Annotated in this window: 21 protein-coding genes and 4 pseudogenes; 12 read left to right on the top strand and 13 right to left on the bottom strand. The window is 68.6% G+C overall.

The features are described 5' to 3' along the window. Positions 1-64 precede the first annotated feature (64 nt). The 3 genes from QMK30_RS29005 to QMK30_RS28995 form a co-directional block, all read right to left on the bottom strand. A complete protein-coding gene (locus tag QMK30_RS29005; RefSeq protein ID WP_283521301.1) occupies positions 65-289 on the bottom strand; it encodes a hypothetical protein in 225 nt (74 codons plus the stop codon). 230 nt (positions 290-519) lie between these two features. After that, positions 520-990, bottom strand: coding sequence for a DUF3592 domain-containing protein (locus QMK30_RS29000; protein ID WP_283521300.1), 471 nt, complete (start codon positions 988-990; stop codon positions 520-522). Between the two features lie 76 nt (positions 991-1066). After that, entirely contained in the window at positions 1067-1546 is a 480-nt protein-coding gene (locus QMK30_RS28995) for a LysR substrate-binding domain-containing protein (protein ID WP_283521299.1), read from the bottom strand. Between the two features lie 269 nt (positions 1547-1815). Between QMK30_RS28995 and QMK30_RS28990 the strand changes: the two genes are divergently transcribed. Further along, positions 1816-2082 carry a hypothetical protein gene (locus tag QMK30_RS28990; protein WP_283521298.1) on the top strand — a complete coding sequence of 89 codons (267 nt, stop codon included), beginning with the start codon at positions 1816-1818 and terminating at the stop codon, positions 2080-2082. 385 nt (positions 2083-2467) lie between these two features. Here the strand turns inward: QMK30_RS28990 and QMK30_RS28985 are convergent, their stop codons facing one another. Further along, the gene (locus tag QMK30_RS28985; protein WP_283521297.1) at positions 2468-2659 is read right to left on the bottom strand and encodes a DUF6381 family protein; all 192 of its coding nucleotides are present in this window, start codon (positions 2657-2659) and stop codon (positions 2468-2470) included. Positions 2660-2825: 166 nt separating this feature from the next. Between QMK30_RS28985 and QMK30_RS28980 the strand changes: the two genes are divergently transcribed. The 3 genes from QMK30_RS28980 to QMK30_RS28970 are packed head-to-tail and all read left to right on the top strand — an operon-like array spanning position 2826 to position 3960. Further along, complete coding sequence (locus QMK30_RS28980; protein ID WP_283521296.1) at positions 2826-3065, top strand: helix-turn-helix domain-containing protein; 240 nt, start codon at positions 2826-2828, stop codon at positions 3063-3065. Positions 3066-3088: 23 nt separating this feature from the next. Next, a complete protein-coding gene (locus tag QMK30_RS28975; RefSeq protein WP_283521295.1) occupies positions 3089-3232 on the top strand; it encodes a hypothetical protein in 144 nt (47 codons plus the stop codon). Further along, the gene (locus QMK30_RS28970; RefSeq protein ID WP_283521294.1) at positions 3229-3960 is read left to right on the top strand and encodes a hypothetical protein; all 732 of its coding nucleotides are present in this window, start codon (positions 3229-3231) and stop codon (positions 3958-3960) included. The genes QMK30_RS28975 and QMK30_RS28970 overlap by 4 nt, the downstream gene beginning before the upstream one ends. 515 nt (positions 3961-4475) lie before the next feature. On the opposite strand, the pseudogene QMK30_RS28965 reads toward QMK30_RS28970, so the two are convergent. Further along, positions 4476-4826 (bottom strand): annotated as a pseudogene (locus QMK30_RS28965) (transposase); the annotation flags it as partial. 175 nt (positions 4827-5001) lie between these two features. On the opposite strand from QMK30_RS28965, the gene QMK30_RS28960 reads away from it, so the two are divergent. Continuing rightward, positions 5002-5529 (top strand): DUF6584 family protein, encoded by a 528-nt coding sequence (locus tag QMK30_RS28960; RefSeq protein ID WP_283521293.1) that lies wholly within the window; start codon positions 5002-5004, stop codon positions 5527-5529. Positions 5530-5638: 109 nt separating this feature from the next. Further along, a pseudogene (locus QMK30_RS28955) lies at positions 5639-6334 on the top strand (transposase family protein); the annotation flags it as partial. 79 nt (positions 6335-6413) lie between these two features. Here QMK30_RS28955 and QMK30_RS28950 read toward each other — a convergent pair. From QMK30_RS28950 to QMK30_RS28940, 3 genes are all read right to left on the bottom strand, one after another. Beyond that, positions 6414-6689: a chaplin gene (locus tag QMK30_RS28950; RefSeq protein ID WP_283521292.1), complete on the bottom strand. Its 276-nt coding sequence runs from the start codon at positions 6687-6689 to the stop codon at positions 6414-6416. 196 nt (positions 6690-6885) lie between these two features. Further along, on the bottom strand, positions 6886-7263 hold the full coding sequence (locus QMK30_RS28945) for an ATP-binding protein (RefSeq protein WP_502963248.1): 378 nt from the start codon (positions 7261-7263) through the stop codon (positions 6886-6888). Positions 7264-7443: 180 nt separating this feature from the next. Beyond that, positions 7444-8622, bottom strand: coding sequence for an IS4 family transposase (locus QMK30_RS28940; protein WP_283521290.1), 1179 nt, complete (start codon positions 8620-8622; stop codon positions 7444-7446). Between the two features lie 954 nt (positions 8623-9576). On the opposite strand from QMK30_RS28940, the gene QMK30_RS28935 reads away from it, so the two are divergent. Then, positions 9577-9915: a MerR family transcriptional regulator gene (locus QMK30_RS28935; RefSeq protein ID WP_283521289.1), complete on the top strand. Its 339-nt coding sequence runs from the start codon at positions 9577-9579 to the stop codon at positions 9913-9915. Positions 9916-10153: 238 nt separating this feature from the next. Here QMK30_RS28935 and QMK30_RS28930 read toward each other — a convergent pair. Then, positions 10154-10675: pseudogene (locus tag QMK30_RS28930) on the bottom strand (helicase associated domain-containing protein); the annotation flags it as partial. A gap of 287 nt (positions 10676-10962) precedes the next feature. On the opposite strand from QMK30_RS28930, the gene QMK30_RS28925 reads away from it, so the two are divergent. Together QMK30_RS28925 and QMK30_RS28920 are read left to right on the top strand one after the other, a co-directional pair. After that, complete coding sequence (locus QMK30_RS28925) at positions 10963-11553, top strand: hypothetical protein (protein ID WP_283521288.1); 591 nt, start codon at positions 10963-10965, stop codon at positions 11551-11553. Between the two features lie 112 nt (positions 11554-11665). Further along, positions 11666-12049, top strand: a complete 384-nt coding sequence (locus tag QMK30_RS28920) for a hypothetical protein (RefSeq protein ID WP_283521287.1) — start codon at positions 11666-11668, stop codon at positions 12047-12049. A gap of 102 nt (positions 12050-12151) precedes the next feature. On the opposite strand, the pseudogene QMK30_RS28915 reads toward QMK30_RS28920, so the two are convergent. Then, positions 12152-12914: pseudogene (locus tag QMK30_RS28915) on the bottom strand (transposase). A gap of 96 nt (positions 12915-13010) precedes the next feature. Between QMK30_RS28915 and QMK30_RS28910 the strand changes: the two are divergent. Together QMK30_RS28910 and QMK30_RS28905 are read left to right on the top strand one after the other, a co-directional pair. Next, a complete protein-coding gene (locus tag QMK30_RS28910) occupies positions 13011-13361 on the top strand; it encodes a hypothetical protein (RefSeq protein ID WP_283521286.1) in 351 nt (116 codons plus the stop codon). A gap of 809 nt (positions 13362-14170) precedes the next feature. After that, positions 14171-15097, top strand: coding sequence for a hypothetical protein (locus QMK30_RS28905; RefSeq protein WP_283521285.1), 927 nt, complete (start codon positions 14171-14173; stop codon positions 15095-15097). Positions 15098-15379: 282 nt separating this feature from the next. Here the strand turns inward: QMK30_RS28905 and QMK30_RS28900 are convergent, their stop codons facing one another. Then, entirely contained in the window at positions 15380-15745 is a 366-nt protein-coding gene (locus QMK30_RS28900; RefSeq protein ID WP_283521284.1) for a hypothetical protein, read from the bottom strand. Positions 15746-16477: 732 nt separating this feature from the next. Here QMK30_RS28900 and QMK30_RS28895 point away from each other — a divergent pair. Next, entirely contained in the window at positions 16478-17101 is a 624-nt protein-coding gene (locus QMK30_RS28895; protein WP_283521283.1) for a hypothetical protein, read from the top strand. A gap of 435 nt (positions 17102-17536) precedes the next feature. Here QMK30_RS28895 and QMK30_RS28890 read toward each other — a convergent pair whose 3' ends face one another. Beyond that, a complete protein-coding gene (locus QMK30_RS28890; protein WP_283521282.1) occupies positions 17537-20233 on the bottom strand; it encodes a DEAD/DEAH box helicase in 2697 nt (898 codons plus the stop codon). A 35-nt stretch (positions 20234-20268) separates the two neighbouring features. Further along, on the bottom strand, positions 20269-20910 hold the full coding sequence (locus tag QMK30_RS28885; RefSeq protein ID WP_283521281.1) for a hypothetical protein: 642 nt from the start codon (positions 20908-20910) through the stop codon (positions 20269-20271). Positions 20911-21411: the final 501 nt, after the last annotated feature.

Raw genomic sequence — 21411 nt, 5'->3', positions numbered from 1 at the left:
GCAGCGCCCCACGCCGTCTTCTGGACGGTCGTGGGGCGCGGCCGGTGAAAGGCCACCTGGAGTGTTACGACCGGCCCTCGGTCAACTGGCTGGCGGTGTTCTCGATCCACAGCAGCGTCCACTCGACTCCGGCCTGCCACCCGGGCTCCGCGCCGTCGTACCGGCCTTCCGAGTCGGCGCGGATGTTGGCGGCGAGAGCGCGCAGGTCTTTTTGCAGTCCCTGCGGCTTGGCCGTGTCCATGGCCTGGATCATTTCGTCAGTGATGTCACCGGGTCGGAGTCCGCTCATCGTCCCACCTTGGACGATCACCCCCGCCGATGGCCAGGCTGGTCTTACCGGCGTCGACATGCGCCAGAATTCCCAAGTTCAACGTACGCAGTACGTGTCATGTCCTCCGAATAGGCAGCAATTACCTTCGTGTAGGGCATGAACGCAGTTCGCATCAGTATCTCCTCGGTCACTCGGCTGTCACCGGTCAGTGCAGCAGAGGCCGACGTCAGCGGCAGCCGATTAACCACTCACGTGCGCGACGCGAAGATGACCCCCACGAAGCCGATCAGGGCGAAGATCAACCCCATGCCGACGAGCATCACCGTCATCCCGCCCACCACGCACGACGCGACCCCGAGCCGCACAGGGGCCTCGTCCACCACCGGCCGCTCGGGCCGGTGCGGCAGATACCGCAGCGGCACCAGGTCCCCCGCCACATAAGGCTGCCGCGCGGCGACTGTGGCTCGTATCTGACGCCCGTCATAGGTCAGGAAGCCCACGATCAGCCGCCGCTGGCTGTTCCCGGACCCGTTCGACGACTGGCGGTGCACCACATGCGTCTCCAGGCACCGGCCTTCCGCCATCAGACCGGCTCGCAGCGTCTGCTGGTACTCCGCGGCCTTCCGCCGCATGAAGACGAACGCTCCGATGCCGAAGGCCGCGATGAGCAGTCCCAGCGTCCCGAGCACGAGCCCGAAGACCCCACTTCCAGTGAACATTCCGCATCCCCCCGTTATCCGGCCGACGACTCCCGTGAAGATGCGCCCCCGCACCCCTCCGGTTCCCGCACCGCGCTCACCGGGGCGTGGCGAGCGCCACTTCCCTCGCGGCCCTGGTGAACTCCGCCACCCTCGCCGTGTTGCCGGCGCGGCGCCAGACCAGGCCGTACTCGATCGGGGGCGCGTCGTCGAACGGGACGTAGGTGACGCCGGGCCGGTCGTAGTACTGGGCGCCCTGCGCCGCCGAGATCACCGCTCCCCTGCCGCTCGCGACGAGCGCGAGGGCCTCCTGCCAGTGGGTGAAGGCCTGTTCTCGGCGGATGGGCGCGCCGCTCGGGGTGTGATCCGGGAAGTGGGCGTCCAGCCAGTAGGACGGGACTTCGCCGAGCGGGGCGAGCAGGGTGATGCGGGTCAGGTCCTCGTACGAGAGGAACTCCCGGCGCGCGAGGGGGTGGTTCGACGGCACCACCAGCATCCGGGACTCCGACATCAGGACGGGCCCGGTCAAGAAGTCGGGCTCCGCGAACGGGAATTCGGTGAGCTGGACGTCGTACACGCCGTTGCGCCAGCGACGCGAACGGGGCGGAGACAGGCACCTCGCAGACGTACACGGCGCTCGCGGGATAGCGGGTACGGAACACCTCTCCCGTACGCATCAGCAGGTCCCCGGCCCAGGGTACGGAGAAGCCGATCTCCAGACCGCCGTCGATTCCCCAGCCCGCCGCGCGGCGGCCCCGCGGGTACCAGCCGCAGTGGAAGCCCCGCGCCCGCACGTGCGAGCTGCTGGCTGCCGTAGACCGGGTCCTCGCGCGCTACGCGGCTCAGATGCCGCTCACGATCCGGCAGGTCTGGTACTCGCTGATCTCCGACGGCGTCCTGGTCAAAGAGGAGCGCACCTACAAACAAGCGGTGGAACTCCTTGGGATGGCCCGCCGCTCAGGCCGTATCCCGTGGGAGGCCCTGCGCGACGACACCGAGATCCGCGCCGAACCCGTCGCCTACGACGGGCCCGACGATTTCCGGGCCGGGCTGCGCCAGGCGGCGCTGGACTACCGGCTGGACCGGCAGGCCGGGCCAACCGGTGCGGCTTGAGATCGTCTGCGAGACAGCCGGGATGGTTCCACAGCTTGTCGCCGTCGCCGCCCCGTAGGCATCTTCGGCTTCCTCCGCCGCTGACACGGGGTGGGGCCCTGGCCGGGCGGGTCAGGGCCCCACGGGGCGCGCATCCGTGGGGCGGATTTCATGCACGCCACGGGGTAACTGAGCTGGCGTCGGTCGGGTCACGCTTGCGACGCCGTATTCACCCAGTGGGCGGTGCAGGTGGTCAGAGCCGGGTGCCTTCCAGGGCGCGGCGGTCGCCGGTGAGGGCGTAGCGGCGTGCGGCGAGGGTGGGTTCCGAGGTCCCTGCGCGTGGCTGGTGGCCTCCTGGGCCCTGTCGGGGTGCGGGAGGCCACCAGCCGGTGTACGCGCGGGTTTGCTACATGGGGTCGATGCCCTGGCCGCCCATGCCGCCCTCCTGCTGCTTGCTCTCCTCCTGCAGACGGCGGGCCTTGTCCGTCAGCCGCTTGCGCTCCTGCGGGTCGGTGGCACGCTCCGCCGCGTCCGTCAGTTCCTGTGCCTTGGCACGCATCTGCTGGGCACGCCCGCCGGATTCGCCTGCAACACTCATGATCACTCCTGGAAGTGTGGGGAGAGGACCCGGCCAGCGAATCAGCGCCAGGGCGCTCGCGCATCTTGAACGGTCACCCACCGCTATTCGGGCAGCTTCAGTGCGCCGGAGCGGACAGAGCTGTTCGAGAATGTCTGAGTGTGCGTGGGCCGGGCAGGAGAATGAGATGGCTGACCTTTCGCAGTTGCTGCAGCAGACCATGCGGCGCCGCCGTCATCTGACCGCTCAGGCACTCGCCGAGCGCACTGGCATCCGTATTCCACGCATCCGGGTATTCGCCCAGGACGGGGCACACGGCCCCGTCCATCCCACGGGGTCAGAGCTGGCCGAACTCGCCGTGGCCCTGGCACTGCCCCTGCCCGATGTCCTCGACGCCGCCGGTACTGCTGCCGGCGCGCCGTCCTGACGTCCGTTTGGGGAGGCCCCGCCGTGGTCGCGCTCGCAGTCCTGCTTCCTGCTGTTTTCCTCGGCCTCATTCTCGCCCTGGGCCGTTACGAAGAACGCCTTTTCACCCCACGGCCCGCCGCGCAGCACCGCCGCTCGCCCACACACCGCCGCCACGCCCGCCGGTGAGCACAACGGCACGCGGCGCTCCTTCCAGCTGCCCGGAGATCCGTGCCCGGCTCACGGCCCCACACTTCGGCGTTCCGGAATACGCGAGTGGCGCCAAGCCGAAGCGCTCTGCGGCAACGGCCGGACAGACCGAGGTGTACTTCTCCGACCCTCTCTGGCGCTTCGGCCACGGGAAGGTGGAACTGGCGGCATCCGCCCTGATGGCGCTGACGGCCATCGGCGCCGTCCTCGGCCGTTGGCAGTGGGCGCGGCTGCTGGCAACGGCCGCCGCGGTGGTGACACTGGCGGGCGTGCTGCTGAACCCGGCTGCCGCAGTCATGCCGGGACTGCTGCATGTCGCTCTGGTCGTCGCCCTGATCCTGGGCTGCCCGCCGGACCTGCCGCCCGATTCGGGCACGGCCCGCAGGCGGGCGGCCGGGATGACGCTGCTCTTGGTCGTTCCGCTGGCTGGTCTCAGGGCCGTGGCTCCGGCGCTGATGCTCGGGCAGACGACCTGGACACTGCTCCTGCTGGCGGGGGCGCTCCTCGTTGCCGTTGCGGCGCAAGGAGGGCGGGACCACCGGATGGCGGGAATACTCGTGGCCTCGCTGCCCTGGGTCGTGCTGCCGATGCTCGGCTACAGGATGGTGGGGCAGTACCTGATCTGGATCGCTATGACCTACCCCCTCGCATACGGGCTCGGCCTCCTGCTCCACCGTCTGCGCCCCCGCACCGTGGGCAGCGCCTGAGGCCTGCCGCCAGTACCAGAGCGGCCCGCCCAGCGGAATGGCCAGTTGGGGTGCCGCACGACATGAAGAAGCCCCTGGTAGGAGTTCTCGACCAAGATCACCCGTATCCGCCAGGGAGCTTCATGTGCTTGCCCGCAGGGTTTCGCGGAATACGGCGAGCGCGCAGGAAGCTGGTGACAGCAGCAGGCTTACCCACGCGGTGCATGACAGGCTGGTGAGGATCAGCCCAGGGTGGTGCTCAGGTCAGGGTGGGCACCTGGCAGCAGGGACGTGCACACCCTGCTGCGCCCTTCCCCTGGAGGCGCCGCAGGGCGCACGCCGTGTCCCGTCCTGTCCACGGGTGCGGGAGCGATCCCTGGGCAGGACGGGAGGGTCCCGCTGCGGCCTGCTGTTCTTGCTTCGCGAACGAACGTCCAACTAAGACGCTGGCCCACATGGTCAGTTTGAGGTACCGCTTGTAGCAGCAGAGTGCTGCGCCGAGTCCGAGAAAGGCCAGGTAGTTGCCGGGTGTTCGCCCCCTTTTTAGCCCTTACGTGGGCGGAGTCGAGTTCGGCCCTCGACAGCTCGACCAGGCCCCGCTCGTCAAGGAGCTGGAGGACTCTCTGGTGCAGCCGACCCCACACACCGGCCCGTGACCAGATGACGAACCGCCGGTGCACCGTCGACTTCGACGCACCGAAACACGGCGGCAACGCCCGCCAGGCGCAACCGCTGACCAGCACATAGATGACTGCGGCAAAGACCGCCTCATCATCGATGTTCGCCACCCCGCCACCCTGCGGCCGCACTCGCGGCGCCGCCAGCAACGGCCTGGCGATCTCCCACAAGCCATCCGGAACAATCCATCCCCACCGCCCACTCCCCATACCCACCACTACGATCAACTGACCATGTAGGACACCGTCTAAGAGCGTCTAAGAGCTGTGCCGTAACTGGCGGTTTCCCGTCCCAGTGAGGTTCAGCCGATGCCGCTGAGAGCGAGCGAGTGCTGAGCAATAAACCAGGTCGACGTAGACCAGTGCGGTACCCGATCATGCGTCCATGCCCCTGAGAGAGACCCTTGCCCAAGTTGATGCAGACCTGGCCGCCTGCCGGGTTCCCATCGCGCGCCAGCGCCTGCGCGGTCTCGTCTCGTCCTTCCCGTACGACCTGACGCTCCGCCGACGGGTGGCCGAGGTGTATCGGCTCTACGGCGACGCCGCCGAGGCTGGACGCTGGATGTACCTCGAAGAGGACCGGAACGCCGAGGAGACGGCCGCCTTTGAGGCGCGGTACGGGTCTCCCGGGTGGCGGATGAAGGCCCTCGCCTGGCACGGCCCCGAGGCGAAGGCCGCCACCGCCTTCGCGGAGGGGCAGCTGATCGCGGTGCGGACCGCCTGCGCCGAGGAGTTGGGGCACCCCGTCGACTGGGACGACCTCGCCTCCTACCGGGACGGCCTGGAAAGGGAGTACGTGGCGCCCTCCGAGCCGTGGACGGTCGGCGGTGTGCTGGCGGGCGTCGGTTGTATGGTGGCGGTCCTTATGTTCCTCGCGATCTGGGTGAATGGACTCGTTGCCCTCTTCGACTGACTCAGGTCACCGGGGCCGGTGAGGAGCGTCGCTCACGGTTTGGTGAGAGCGTCCAGAACTGTCCGTGTACGGGACGGGGACACCCGGTGACAAGTGAAATGATCTCTCGGTGTCTGGTGTGATCACGGCGTCGGAGCCGTCCTGGATAGCCCCGTTCACCGGGCTGAGCCCTCGCCTGTTCGGCAAGCTGGTGACCGTACTGCGGCGCGAGGGCGCTGATGCGGTGCGTAAGGGTGGGCCGTGGAGCCTCCCGCTTGAGGACCGGGCCCTGCTGGTCGCGGCCTACTGGCGCACGAACTTGACGATGCGCCAGCTTGCGCCGCTGTTCGGGGTTTCCAAGTCGGCAGCGGACCGCATCATCGATCACCTCGGCCCGTTGTTCGCTCTCCAGCCCCGCAAGCGGTTGGCCAAGGACGCTGTGCTCATCGTGGACGGCACCCTGGTCCCAACCCGGGACCACGCGGTGGCGGAGCAGTCCAGGAACTACCGGTACTCGACCAACCACCAGGTCGTCATCGACGCCGAAACCCGCCTGGTCGTCGAGGTCGGCCAGCCCTTGGCCGGCAACCGCAGCGACTGCAAGGCATGGGAGGAATCCGGCGCCAAAGCCGCCGTCGGCAGAACACTTACGATCGCCGGCGGCGGCTATCCCGGCACCGGGCTCGTCATGCCCCACCGCCGACGCCAGGGCGAAGACCGGCCCGACTGGAAGGAAGCACAGAACAAGTCCCACAAGCAGGTCCGCGCCCGCGTCGAGCATGTCTTCGCGCGCATGAAGACCTGGAAGATTCTCCGCGGCGGTCGGCACGGACACGTTCGCGCACGGACGTAACTGCGGCCTCCCCCGGGCGTGAGGGGGAGGCCGCGGCGTTGGGGAGTGTGGATCAGCCGCCGTAGCCGCCGTGGTGGTTCTCGTGGCTCGAGCTGTTCACGCAGGTGTTGCCGAACGCGGGGTTGAGCAGGCCGATCACGTTCACGGTGTTGCCGCAGATGTTGACCGGGATGTGGATGGGCACCTGGACGAGGTTGCCCGAAAGGACACCGGGAGAGTGAGTGGCAACGCCCTGGGCTCCGGCGTCAGCGGCTGCCATGCCGGCTCCACCGGCCATGATGGCAACAGTGCCGGCGACGGCGGCGGCTGCCTTCGCGATTCGCGACATCAGTTCTCCTTGCAAGATGAAAGGTCGGTCGCAGGACGTGCGGCCTACGCATCCCTTCAACGCGGGAACAAGCAAGGGGTAACGGATCGACGCCGAAGATATCGAGCCCCGCCACCCGAGCGGGGCTGGCTTCTTCCTCGCCGTGCTGTCCTTCGACTGGGGCGTCTGTGGTTGCGCATCGCGGGTCCGGTTGCTGTCAGCGGGGGAGCTGGGCGTGGATGATTTTGCCCTGTCCGGGGCCGGGGGTGATGGTCAGGTGGTGGGTGAGGTGGCGGATCATGTGCCAGCCGAAGCCGCCGCTGCCGCCGCCCAGGTCGGGGGTGCGCTCGCGTGGGTGTGCCGGGTTCGGGTCGCTGACCGCGGCGGTCACGGTGCCGGGGCCGGCGGACAGTTTCAGGGTGTAGTGGCCGCCGCCGTGGCGCAGGGCGTTGGTGACGAGCTCGGAGACCACCAGGACGAGGGTGTCCGCCGTGTCCGGGCCGGGCGCGGGGGTGAGGCTGTCGGTGAAGGCGCGGGCGGCCTGGCGGGCCTGGTGGGCCTGGTGGATGCCGGCCGGGCTGTCGCCCCGGACCACGGTCGGCAATGCCGTTGCTTTTAGTGGTCGTGCCACCGGTTGTTCAAGGCCACGGTGACCGGTGGGCGACGGCTGCTGGAGGGCTCGCCAGGGGCTTTGCTGGCATAGCCGGTGATGGAGGAACGGACCTTGCGAGGGCAGTCACGGGATCTTCGGCGGGGCAGCAGACTGCGCCCGATTTCAGAGAGTCCGAGGCGGCGGTCCCGCTTGCGAGCTGAGGGGGGAAAAGCCGCTCGGTGTGATCACCGAGCGGCGGACGACGTGCAGGGCCCGGGTGAACGAGGTCCGCTCGGCGATGCTGCGGTGCAGGCGGGCGGCCTCGTCCAACAGATCCCGGGTGGCGTGGTGCACGATCAGGTGCGCGTAGATCTCCTGGCGCACGCCGTCCGGTGTCTGTGACCTGAGGACTGGCCGTCCCCGTTGGTGAGTCTTGATTTCATCGAAGACGAGCTCGATCTCCCAGCGCCGGGCGTAGAGGACGGCGAGTTCGTCGGCCGGGTACTTCTCGTGGTCGGTCAGGCTGGTGATGAGCCGGACGACGTCGGCCTGCCCGTTGACGCGGTACTCGATCACCCGGACCAGCGCCGGCGGCGCCTTGAGGGTTCCGGCCGCCTTGCTGTGCTTGTTCGCCTCGATCCGGGCGAGATAGCTACCGTCGGGCAGGACGTCCTGGACCCGGCGGGCCTTGCGCCGCTCGATCCGCCACAGCAGCTGCGTGCCCTGGTCACGGAGCCGGTGCCAACGGGCCAGACCCCACAATCCACGGTCGGCCAGCAACAGCGTGCCGGTCCCGGTATGGGCATCCAGAGCGTCGGAGACGATGCGTTCAGAATCCTTGAACCCGCCGATCACGGCGTCCAGAACGGCGTGAGAGGAACACTCGGCCACCGCGACGACTCGGGCCTGCGGATAGCCCATCGGGCTGCGCTGGGAGCCGGACTTGCCGAAGGCGTCGTTATTGCCCGCGGAGTCGGGCACGGCCAGCAGCATCCCGTCCAGGGCCAGCACACGCAGCCCTCGGAACAGCTCGCCGTCGGTGCCGAGCGGCCGGGCCACGGACCGAAACAGTTCCCGCATTACCGGCCAGCCGAGCCGCTGCCGGGCCCTGGTCAGCGACGACTTGTTCACCCCGGACCAGGACCGCAGCCCCTTGTCGCCGGTCTTCACCAGCCGGAGGACCTCCAGGTAGTCAGCCTGCGGGAACAAGCACATCGCCAGCACGAAGTACACCGTGAACCGGGCGGACAACAGACGCCGACGCTTCTCCGAGCGCCCCGCCTCACCCACCACACGGTCCACCAGCTCTGGCGGGCACGACCGGGTCAACTCTCCCAGCCCCAAACGCTCCAGACGGGACATCAGCACACCGGTTCAACTGGCCAGACTCCACAAAAGCAACGGCATTGCCACGGTCGGTACGGGGGGTGTCGAGGTGATGGTGATCGTCGTGCTGTTCATGCGCGTACACCCCACCTGTGATCGGTTGTGCCGCTTGTGCCGTGACAGCCCACCTGCCCGATCCGACGGCCCTCACACCCCGGAGGGTGTGCTCCGGTGCAGTTTCCAAGCGATGTGGACGACAGGACTTCACTGTCAGCCTTCATAGGAAACCTGTCACGGCGGAAGTAGACATCCGGGCGTTGCTGTGGTTATTGTTTTCCCCGTAGCCAAGAGATCGAGCAGGTCCGGCAGGGATGAACTGTCGGGAAGCAGTACATGTAAGTGCAGGTCGGTGCGGTGGTGGAGTTCCGAAGCCAGAGCGGTTGCAGGACGGCGACGGGACTGACAACCGGACCGGGCGGACCGCAGTTTTCAGGGGCCGCCGTGAGCAGTACGCAAGTGCAGTCGGCAGTACCAGTGGTCCCTCGGTAAAAGGCGTCAGACTGCGGCGCGCGTACCGGGAGGTTCGGCAGTGGGGTTCTAAGCCAGAGCGGATGCAGGACGGGCGACGGGGCTGGCTGCCGGAGGGTGATGCTTCATCAGGTCACCGGTGGTTCGCATCACCAGTAGTACAAGCGCAGTGCCAGCAGTAGGCAGTCCGGTAATTGATCAAGAGGGAAGAAACGGAGGAGTTGAGCGCCATCAGGATCGCCCGGGTGAACGATGTGGGCCCGGGTACCGCAGGACATCGATAGTGAGGTGGTCTCCGGTCAAGCAACCGCGATCCCCGCATTCCCCGTCCTCTCCCGGACGGTCGTGCGGACACAGAAGGCCGGCGCAGTTCCAGGGCCGGCAGGTGGTGTAGCAGTTCCTTCGGGGCCCCGGGTGCCATACGGCACCGGGGCCCCTCCACGTGTTCCACAGAGAGGTGCGATGACAGCAGACGATTCGCTCGGCCGTCTCGATGACGACGACTACCCCGCCTACACGATGGGCCGGGCCGCCGAAATGCTCGGCACCACACCCGGCTTCCTCCGCGCCATCGGCGATGCCCGCGTCATCACCCCACTGCGCTCGCAGGGCGGACACCGCCGCTACTCCCGCTATCAGCTGAAGATCGCGGCCCGGGTCCGTGAGCTCGTCGACCAGGGCGTCTCGGTCGAAGCGGCCTGCCGCATCGTCATCCTCGAGGACCAGCTCGGTGAAGCCATGCGCATCAACGAAGAACTGCGCGGCCCGCCCCCCACCTCCTGCCGCAAGGCTGACGCCTGACAGGACCGTTCCCCGCCCAACGCCCCATGCCCACTCCATTCCCCACTCCGCGAGAGCGGCCCGCCGCAGGCCGGTCAAGTTGGCCCGCCTCGCCTTGGTGTGCCTCCTGCGCCCAGCCTTCACTGACTCCCTCGCCCGCGTGGCGAGACAGCACGAGACCCCAGGAATCAGCCTGACATCCCGGGGTCTTGGTGCACTTCACTTGACCGCCAGGTTCAACGACCAACCGCATCCTGTGTCACGCCCAGTCCATGCCGAGCTCTCGCAGGTCGTCCAACTGCTCCTGGGCGAGCTTGTCGCGCCTCGACTTGGTGTCCGAGACCCACACACCCAGCTTCACGGTAACCGGCTCCAGCTCGCCGTCGACCGCGATCGGCTCGCCGTGACCGCGCGGCACCGGTCGGTCGGCGCCTTCCCGCTCTACCCAGCCGTCGGCGTTGGCCAGGACCGCGAGGACGCGGTAGTGGCGCTGCCAGTCCAGCGGCTACGGGCAGTCCCAGTCCGTGTCGATCGCGGTCAGCTGCGCCGCGCGTACGGCGGCCCGCTCCAGGTCCTTGCCCAGGCCGTTCTTCTGGCCCTTCCGGCGGAGGTTGGCCATGTGCTGCCCGACCGGCACCATCGCCTCGCCCTCGCCCCATACCGCGTCCTGACGGAGCGCGGCGAGCTTGTTCTCCCGCGCCTCCTCGCCCGGCTCCCAGAGCCTCCCGGCCTCCGTCGCGTCCAGCAGGATCTTGCGCCGCTCCCTCAGCTCACCCGCCCGTCGGCCAATGCCGAAAGGCGTGCTGCCACGGCGTGTGAAGCGCCCGAAAGCTCTCCGTAAAGCCCTCTGCCGTACCGCTGAGACTCCACCGCCTGGAGGGCCCGGTGTGCACCATGCCTCCCAACGAGGCGCTGGTACGAGATCACCAGAGGTTAAGAGATGGGTTCTTAACGGGATTCCAACGGGTTCATCCTGGACCGATCGTCCCGGGTGCAGCAGGGTGTGTTGTGGCGCTGACGGCGCCTCAACACTCAATCGTCCTTGTGCAGATGAATGGAGGGCCATACGTGGTCAGCAGGCAACGGCCAGCGCGTCCTTATCTCGCGGCCTGTTCCGCACTGAGCCTCGCTGTTCTGGTTGGCGGGTTGTCCACTCCGGCTCATGCGGCTGAGAGCGCCAACACCGGTGAATTCATTTCGATCCCCGTAGGGGAGAGCACGGCCGACACAGTGAAGCGGGTCGCCACGCGATCCGCCGTGCTTCATGTCAGGACCCCGGCGGACAAGAAATGCACGGGCGTGTGGAAGCACGCCGTCTCCAATGTGGACTATGACCGGACACCGAGCGGCACGCTCCGCTGGGGCTTCAAGCTGACGGCGCGCGCTCGTGCGGCTCTCGGCTCTGTCGCTGCGGTATCCATGCCGTACGCCTACGTGAACGACAAGGCGATCAACCCGCCTTACCAGTTGCACAGGAAGCTCAGTACCTACAACTTTCACGGCTCCATGAACAAGTACCAGCGTGTCGGAAGCAGTTACCGTGGTGTCATTGCCACGGGAAACAAAGTCACGTTCTCCTGGTTGATCAAGGGATCCAACCCCCGCAGCGGCGCCACCCGATACATCACCTGTAAGGTCCCCGCCAAGGGCAGCAGCTGATCTAACGCCGCACCGGAGTTTGCAGTGGAGAAGACAGTTCACCCGGCGGTGCCACGTGCGGCGTCGCCGGGTGAGGTTTCGGGAGATCGGGAAACTGATGAGCGCGCGACCAATGAATGAAAAGTTCTCCATCTTTGGAGGGCGCCACGCGCTGACCTTCCTGGAGTTCAGCGCGACGACGGACTCCATCGAGCTGGCATACCGGATCACGCCCCCGCTGCCTGAGCAGTGGCAGGACGAACCCGACGACACGCTGGGCGTCGCGGGCCCTTCCATCTTCCTGAGCGCCGAAGCCGTCGATGACCTGGGGAACGAATACGACGACGGCGGCGGCGCGTACGGCGTGAACACTGACGGCACAGCCACGGAGGGGTCGTTCTCACTGCAACCGGGGCCCTCGCACGATGCTCGTTCGGTGACCATCACGTGGAGCCTCACCTGCGGGGACCAGGACAGTGTTCTTGAAGTCACCGTTCCCCTCGCCCAACCATCCTGATGTGCCCGAAGCCCTTCGAGGGTTGAGGGAGTGTCTAAGGGTTGTCCCGTAAATGATCTCTGAGTGGCCTCGGGCATGGTGGGCTGCTGTGCGGTGGGTGGGTTATTCGGCGAGGGCGAGGTTGTGCATCCGTGCGATGCCGAATGGCGTGGTGGGCGCCGTCGCCTTTGAGGCGGCAGTCGCGGAGGATCTTCCAGGTCTTCATGCGGGCGAAGACGTGCTCGACGCGGGCGCGGACCTGCTTGTGGGACTTGTTGTGAGCCTGCTTCCAGTCGGGCAGCTCCTCGCCCTTGTGGCGCCGGTGGGGCATCACGAGCCCGGTGCCCGGATAGCCACCGTCGGCGATGGTCATGGTCGTGCCGACAGCGGCCTTCGCGCCGGACTCTTCCCACGCCTTGCAGTCGTTGCGGTTGCCGGGCAGAGGCCGGCCGACCACCACGAGGCGGGTGTCGGCGTCGATGACGACTTGGTGGTTGGTGGAGTACCGGTAGTTCTTCGACTGCTCGGCGACGGTGTGATCGCGGGTGGGCACCAGGGTGCCGTCCACGATCAGCACGGTGTCCTTCGCGAACCGCTTGCGGGGCTGGAGGGCCAGCATCGGTCCGAGGTGATCGATGATCCGGCCCGCCGCGGACTTGGAAACCCCGAACAGCGGGGCCAGTTGGCGCATGGTCAGGTTCGTGCGCCAGTAGGCCGCGACCAGCAGTGCCCGGTCCTCCAGCGGCAGGCGCCACGGCCGGCCCCTGCGGACAGTGTCCGCGCCCTCTCGCCGCAGAACCGTCACCAACTTCCCGAACAGGCGGGGGCTCAGCCCGGTGAACGGGGCTATCCAGGACGGCTCCGACGCCGTGATCACACCAGCCACCACAAGATCATCTCACCCGTGAACAGCAGTTACGGGACAGCCCTTAGGTACTCGCGCCCAAGCGGAGCGCGGTACCTGCTGCCTAGCATTCCGACCATGAGTTCCGTTGAGCAGATGGCCGGATCGAGTGAACAGGTGGCGGCGCGGCAGCAGTCGCGGGGCACGACGTCGCTTGTACTGGGTGCTGTCGCCGTCGCGATGATGGTCTGCCCCTTGCTGCCCGCCCCGGTCCCGATGTGGGTCCGCCTTCTTCTCGTGTGCTCCATCGTGCCCTTGGGGATCTCTGCGGTCGTCTCAGGCATCGTCGCTCTGCGCAGGATGCGGAGCTGGGAGGGAGCCGATCGCTTCCGGGCGCGGGCGGGTGTCGCGCTCGGCACCGCGGCCGTCGTGATTCCGCTGGTCGTGATCGTCTGGGCGATTTGGGCGCTGGACCAGGCCTACCAGTAGACGGCGATCAACTTCGAGGCTCAGAGATGGGTTCTGATGCGGGCCAGCTCCTGGCCGTTCGCGTTCGCGCCCGGCTGCTCGGTGTTCACGCTGTGCCCCCCTCTTCATCGCTAGTAGCCGTGACGGCGCCAGCAGTGTCGACAGGGGGAGGGGCCCGACAGAACACGGTTCGTGGGCTGGTGCTTGTGGGGTGCCGATGATCCGACTCGGTATTTCCATCGCGATTTCGTACGAGATACTGAGGCCGTTAATTTTCCGCTGACCACGGGTGGCCGAAAATGTCGAAAATCTCGGCATTCGGCCATCTCGGCTCAAGCAAGGAGAAGGCGAGCAATCGGCGCGGTGTGCCGCCGCTGTGCAGCCCATCTGCCCTGGCGCTGCGCCGGCGCGCTCATCGGGCCCCGGGCGCCGGGTGGCCAGAAGTGCCCTTCGGCTGCCGCAGCCTGCCAGAACCTGCAGCTCAGCGCCTACGCGCTCCAGAAATTCGAGGACTGGCTAATTCGCGTCGATATTTGGTAGCCGCATCAGTGAATAGTGGCTAAACGCCTAAATTCAAGGGAGTTCTTCTACCGCAGGTGATGTAGGGCCCTGTTGGGCAAATATTGATGAGGATCGCACTCCTCGTACCATTACAAATATCGGGACATGCGTGTCCCATGTAACTGCGCGGAATTTCACGGACTGCCTTGGCGAACTGCCGTGCATGCGGCACGGAGAGCTGTTCGAGAGAATTATTCTTTTCTCGGTGCCGTGCCACCTGGTTTCGCGCTTCGGATCGACCCTCGCTTCACCTGAGCCAGAGGAACCCTGTGAACAGGAAACAGACCACCGCTCTCCTCGCCCTTCCCACCCTCTTCGCCGGGGCTGCACTCTTCCTCGGCGCTCCTGCCGGCGCCTCGGCCCTGGCCTGCACCGCTGGCACCGCGGGCGTCGCGGGTGCCAACGGCACCGCTGCCCACCCTGCCGGGTTTCCCGGGACCGCGGGTGGCGCCGCGACCGGGACCGGGAACTGCGCCGGCGGTGCGGGCGGTCCGGGCGGTAACGGTGTGCTGGGCGGGGTCGGGGGTGCGGGCGGCAACGGCGGGCTCGGGCTGGGCGGCGGCTCCGGTGGAGCGGGTGCTGTCGGTGGTAACGGTGGCCCCAACGGTGCGGCGGGCGGTAGCGGTGGCACCGGTGCTACCGGCGGCCTCAACGGTGCGGGCGGTGCGGGCGGTGCTGGTGGTGCGGGCACCCAGGTCGCTGCGGGCGGCACCGGTGGTCCCGGAGGCAACTCCGGTGCCAGCGCCGGAGCCGGCGGCAAGGGGGGCCTGGGTGGCGTCGGTGGATCCACCGGCGGTGCGGGCGGCAACGCCGGCAAAGGCGGCATCGGCCACGGCGGCGGCACCGGCGGCAACGGCGGCGCCGGCGGCATCAACGCCTCCGGAAACGGCGGCAAGGGCGGTAACGCCGGAAACGGCGGCAACGGCAGCTCCGGTGGCGCTTACCCGGGTGGTGCCGCGGGCATCGGGGGGGCCGGTGGTGTGAGCTCCGGAGGTATGGCCAACTCGGGCGGTAACGGGGGCATCGGCGGCAACGGTGGTGTGAAGTCGGGTGCGAGCGCTGATGGCACCTGCGGTATCGGCGGCGCCGGCGGCAACGCTACCGGGGGCGTGCTCTTCCAAGGAGGGACCGGCGGCACCGGCGGAACCTTCGGTGCCGGCAGCCCCTGCGCGAACGGAGCCAACGGAACACCGTGACCTTGCCCCACCAGGCGCCCCACCCCATCGCGCCGCAAGGTCACCTGGTGACCTCTCGGGACGTGCTGGCCGCACCCTGACCCCCCCCACTGAGAGCCGGTTCACCGGCTCTCAGTGGCGGGGGTGTACCCGGGCTGGCATCCGCGGCAAAGTAATCGGTTGCCAGCTGCGGGAACGTATGAGTGCCGGGAGCGGCCCCGCAGCGCGTCCGAGCGCACGCGGCGGGGCCAATTCTCATACGGAGCGTCGCGTGCTGCGCGGCGTCGTGCTCCTGGGGGGGCGTCAGGGTGTGGGGAGCGGCGGGACAGGAGCGGGCACTACGCAGCCGGCTGCGGCGGCTGCGGTTTTGAGGGCGTCGGCAGCCGCAGCGTTTGCCGTCTTCTGTGCCTTGAGGGCTTCCGCTGCCGTGGCTTGGGCGGCGGCGGGGTTGGCAGCGATGACCAGGGCGGCGGCCATGCTGGCCGCCGCAGCGACGTTGGCGGCCGCGAGGGCTGCGGCCTTGGTGGCCGCGTCCTGGAGCAGGCCCACGCAGGCTGCGGCATCGGGGGGAACGGGGTCGGCGGCGGCCGGCGGCGCGGTCAACAACCCGCCGCTGACTACCAGGACCGAAGCGATCATGGACGTAGCGACTGAACGACGAAGCTTCATGCAGGGAACTCCTCACACATAAGGGACGCGCCAACACCGGGCAGAATCAGAGCCGGATCGATGCCTCGTTGAGCGGGCCCACCACCACGCGGCAGGCGATGGCTACTTGTCATACGGCAGGCCACGGTCGGCCCCACCAGAGCCGACCACACGCGCACCCCTTCCGCACTCTCACGCAGGCCGAATGAGATTCGGCCATATGACGAGGACTCAAAAGACGAACATCCTGCGCACGTTCGGCGAACCGGCACGGCTCTGGGCAAGTTTCCGCTTTTCCTAGGTCGCAGATGAGGCCGCACGACGAGGCATCGGTCGAGATCCCCCGGCAGCCCCCCTTGCAGAGCAGGGGGCAGATTCGAGCTGGCTACCGCTTGGCCGTAGCGGAGCGTGCTTACGACCTCGGGGGCAATAGTGCGCGGGCTCCCGGCGTCATGCGACTCCGCCTCCGGCGTTGTCGTCGGCCGACGACGCTCTGCGTCGCCTCCCTCCTCCGCCTTGGATGCGAAGCCGCATGACGCCGCTCGCCGATCCACGCTCTATTGCCCCCGAGGTCGTTAGTCGGCCAGGCGGCGACCTTCTCGGAGCGGGCAATTACAGCCAGAATTCATTGAATCTCTCTATTTCTAGACATTTAATCATCTGGTGCTGCGCGGGTGGGGCCATCGCCGCCTACGTTGATGGGTGTGCCGGTCGGGGAGTATCTCCGAGCGCACAAACCGAAAGGCGTACCTCATGCGCATCCTGCGCACCAACGCTCTTGCCCGGACCTTTCTGATCAGCGCGATCGCCGTGGCCGGCCTCGCCGCCCCCACCCTGGCTTCCGCGGCGGCCCACCCCGAGCCGGGCAGTTCCCGGACCTCCATCAGCTTGGGCGCCCTTGGCGTCCCCGGTGGTAACGGCGCCAACGGCGTGGGGAGCAACGGCGGCCTCGGCGGCCTGGGCGGCACCGGTGGAGCGGCCGGTGCGAACGGCAACGGTGGTATCGGTGGCGGCGGTGGCAACGGCGACGGCATCGGAAGCACCGGCGGAGCCGGTGGTGCGGGCGGCGCGGGCGGGGCCAACGGCGACGGCGGCGCGGGCGGCGCGGGGGGTGCTGCCAACCAGGGCGGCACCGGCGGCAAGGGCGGTGTGGGCGGCGTAGGTGATGCCGGTACCGGCATCACCGGCGGCCAGGGTGGCCAGGGCGGTGCCTCCACGGCCGGCGGCACCCACAAGGGCGGCACCGGTGGCGCTGGCGGCGCGGCAAGCCCGGTGTGTCCCGGTCAGCGTGGCGGCGATGGCACCGCCGCCACGCTGACCGCGGACGGCATCACCGGTTCCACCGGCGCTGCCGGACACGCCACTCTCCCCTGCTGAACAGTGCACGGGGCGTAGCAGGCGTCAACCCCGGGTGCCGACGGCGTCGCGGGTTCCAACAACATCCGCATCTGCTGACCCGCGCCACCTTCCGCCCGGGCCGCGAACCCTGAGCGAGCTGTACAACACGCCCCGCACCGTGCCCGCACCGTGCCCGCACCGTGCCCGCACCGTGCCCGCACCGTGCCCGCACCGTGCCCGCACCGTGCCCGCACCGTGCCCGCACCGTGCCCGCACCGTGCCCGCACCGTGCCCGGACCGGGCACGGTGCGGGGCCCCCGCGCACCTGCGGATCCCTGCCGCTGACCGCCGATGGGGCGGCCGGCCCCACCGACGGTCAGCGGCGCGAGACCCCGGAGGATCAGCCATGACGTCCCCGGGGCCTTCCTGTACTTCGCTTGACCGGCTGGTTCAACTACCGCCTGGACGTGACCTCTATGCCCAGTCGATGCCGAGTTTCCGTAGTGCGTCGAGCTGCTCGGGGGTGAGTTTGTCGCGCCGGGTTTTGGTGTTGGAGATCCATACGCCGAGTTTCACGGTCACCGGCTCGGCCTGGCTCTCGCTGTCAACCATGATCTCTTCGCTGTGGCCGCGGGGTACAGGCCGGTGGGCGCTTTCCCGTTCCACCCATTGGGTGAGGGCTGCCAGACCCCGTTGGAACGCCTGTTGCGCCTTTCCGGACCCTTTCGCTGCACCGACTGCCGCCGGGTCGGGAGTGGGGGCCGCGGGGGCGTTGATGCCCAGCCGGGTCAGCCGCTCCTGTTGCCCGGTGGAGAGCTGTGCCCAGGTGCCGGGCTGTTTCTGCTGCTGGAGCCATTTGCCGATGTCGTCGCGGTCCATCAGCACGCCGGGCTTGATGTGGGGCAGTACGCCGTCGGCGTCGAGGAGGTCGGCGAGGATGCGGTGGTGGCGTTGCCAGTCGAGCGGCCAGAGGCAGTTCCAGTCCGGGTCGATCGCGGTCAGCTGCTGCGCGCGTACGGCGGCCCGTTCCGGGTCTTTGCCCAGGCCGTTCTTCTGGCCTTTGCGGCGGAGGTTGGCGAGGTGCTGCCCGATGGACACCATGGCCTCGCCCTCGCCCTCGCCCCATACGGCGTCCTGGCGGGGTGCGAGGTGTCCGGTGGCCCGGTGGTAGGACCGGAGGGCGGCGAGTTTGTTCTCCCAGGCTTCCTCGCCGGGTTCCCAGACCATCCCGGCCTCTGGCAAGTCGAGCAGGGTCTTGCGCCGGTCCTCCAGCTCTCCGGCCCGCAGCGCTTTCCTCTGCTGGTGCACCCACCTGCCCAGCGGGAAGTCCTTGGTGACACCGACTTCGGTCTCCACGTCGTACGGGAGGGCGTGCAGGCCGGTGATCTCGTTCTCCTTCCGCCACCGGAGCAGGGCCTGGTAGCCCTCCAGCCACACCAGCGACTCGGGCCGGTAGACCCGCGTACGGAGGAACGCCGCGATCGTGGCGGCGTCGCGCGGGCTGGAGAAGTGCAGCAGGGCGGCCTCGGCGGCGGCCTGCGTGTCGGCCTGCTCCTCCTGGTCCCCGCTGTCCCCCTCGCCTTCGCCGCCGGCCCCGACGATCCGCCCGTCGTCGTCCCGCTTGACGTGGACCTTGCGCTTCCCGCTGGTGAGCGCGCGGGAAGCGAGCTGCTCTACCAGGCGCTCATCGTGCGAGCGTAGGCCCTGGAGGACCGTTACAAGAGGGCGGAACGAGGCGCTGGCGACCATGTCGGTCGGGTCCTCGCCCGGCTTCAGGAAGACCGGCACGATGATCCTGGCCACCTTGGTGCTGCCGTCGCGGTTGAGGCGCAGCGCCCGGCCGATGTTCTGCACGATCTCGACCTGGGAGCCGCGGGTGTCGGCGAAGCAGATCGCCTCGACTCCCCGCGCGCCGGTGATGTCGACGCCTTCCCCGAGGACGCGAACGCTCGCGAGGAACGCCCGGTGGACCCGGCGGTTGTTGGCGTCGATGCCGCCTGCGAACTGGCGCAGGGCCTCGCGCCGCTCGGCTACGAGGTGGTCGCCGCACAGCCATGCCGACCAGACCCGGTCCGGGGGTACGTGGCGGCCGGCCTCGAGTTCGTAGAACTCCGCGTTGATCGACGACTTCGGCAGCCGGCCCGCGGCCGCCAGGTCGTCGTCGGAGGCGTCATTCACGTACAGCGCGGCAGCGGTCTGGGGCAGCTTCTCCGCGAACGCGGCTGCCTCCTCCACCTTCTGGTGGAACGTCATGACCGTACGCAGGTTGTACGCCGCCGCGTGCTCCAAGAGCGCGGTCTGCAACAGGGCCAGGCGCCGGCCCCGCCGGGCCTCCTCAGATTCCCCAAGGACGGGCGAGGGGTCGCGGATCTCCAGCACGTCGATCTCGAACCCGGCGAGGATCTCGCGCTCGATCGCCTCCGAGAGCCCGAGTTCGGCGAGCCACGCGCCGTACGTGCCCTCCGGGTCGTCGGCCATGGTCGCGATCTCCGCCTCCTGGCCGTCCGCGCCCCTCTGCGGCCGGGCCGCTGCCAGGATGCGCGGGGTCGCGGTCAGGTAGAGCCGGAAGTCCGCCGGGATGCGGGCGTTGTCGTGGATCGCCGCCCACGGCCGACCAAGATCACCAGCGGTTCCATGTGCCTCATCCACGATCGCGAGGTCGAAGCCCGCCATGCGCTGGCCGTACAGTCGCTCCCCGCCCGCCAGAGCGGTCTCCAGCGGCCCGCGAACCTTGCGCTGGCTCACGGGTGCGTCGATGTCCTCGCGGTCCACCAGCGAGGCGTAGGTGGCGAACACGACGACCGGCCCGTGCCCGGCCCACAGGGCGAGCTGGATCGGGTTGGTGGTGGTGCGCACCCCGAGCTCGTTCAGGACCGCGTCCTTCTCCAGCGAGCACACCGCGACCATCGGGGCCCGGTGGCCGACCAGGCGCCACGCCTGGGCGGTCTGCGCGAGCAGGTCCAGGGTCGGCACGGTCACGAGGATCCGGCCGTCCGCGAACGACTCCAGCGCGCTCGCGGCGGCCGTGATCGTCTTGCCCGAGCCGGTCGCGGACACGATCGTGCCTCGGGCACCCTGTGGGGGCACGGATGACCTTGCAGGGAATCCCACCCACTTACGAAACGCTGACTTCTGGTCGACCTGGTGTTCCTTGAGCTGAATCGCTGACATTTCCTTGCCTCCCCGATTCCTAATTCCTGTGGTTTTCAGACGGCCGCGTGCGGATAGCAGGCCGCACCGGCGTCACTCCAGATCGACCCGCCCGTGAGGTGCCAGCCGCCGGGCGTCCCGTCCGACTTCCCATGCTTGAACCCCGGCAGGTCGTCCGGGTCGTAGTGCCCGGACTCGCGGGTGCAGTGGATGACGTCACCGCTGGACATCTCCACCGTCCGCGCCGTGCACAGACCGCCGGCCTCGCCCAGTGCCTCCAGCACCCGGCGCCGCTGCGTAGTGTTCGGGTGCGTGCGCGGCAGCACGGTCTTGCGGACGAACGCCTCCAGCCGCACCAGGTCGGCCCGTTCACGCTGCCGCACGTCCGCGATATGTACGGCCAGCTCAGCGGCCCCGGCTGACCGGCCGCCGCGCCGCACCCAGTCCCGGTCCGCGATGCCCACCAGGGCCTCGCTCACCGCCGTCACGCCGTCATCCCAGCCGTCCTCGAACACCGGGCCCCGAGAGGCCGGCGCCATCCCGTCCAGTTCGACCACCTCGCTCCGAGCCCCGGCGACCGCACCGGCCTCCAGCGCGGCCACCAGGCCGTCCGCCTCGCTCGCGGGCACGCCCTGGGCCTGGAGGAGGGCGAACCCCCTCAACCGGGCGTTGGTGCCCGCCGTCTGATACTGCGTCACCCTGCGCAGAGAATCGCTGCTCAGCACGGGATCTGGTCCGGTAGATTCGTGGTGACCGGTCATCGACGGCCGTTCCTCTCGGAATTATGGAGCGTTCCCGAATGGTTGAGGAGTGTCCCATCTTTCCGCCAACGTTACATGCTGCATCTAGCTGATGCACACGCTATACCGGAACCCACACGAACGAGCGACCCCCACCCCTCGTAGCCAGCCAGGCCCGCGTCAGCGGGCCCAAGATTCTGGAGGCGCAGCCGGAAGGGCCGTTGAGGCGGGGGAGCGCAGCGGACCCGCCGGCCCCAGGTTGGAGCGAAGCGAAAGCCTGGGGAGCGAGGCAACGCCTCGCCGCTGCGGGAGCGCAGCAAACGCAGCGTCACCCTGCCTGCGCAGCAGGCAGGGTGAGCGGGTGGCGCAGCCACCCGCCAGCGCTCCCGCGGAGCGGGAGCGCAACACCCGGGCGCAGCCCGGGTGTTCGCTTGCACATCGCGCAGCGATGTGGTACCC

Source organism: Streptomyces sp. H27-C3 (assembly GCF_030063415.1).
In the GTDB taxonomy this organism is placed as follows: domain Bacteria; phylum Actinomycetota; class Actinomycetes; order Streptomycetales; family Streptomycetaceae; genus Streptomyces.
This window is presented reverse-complemented; position numbering and strand designations above follow the sequence as displayed.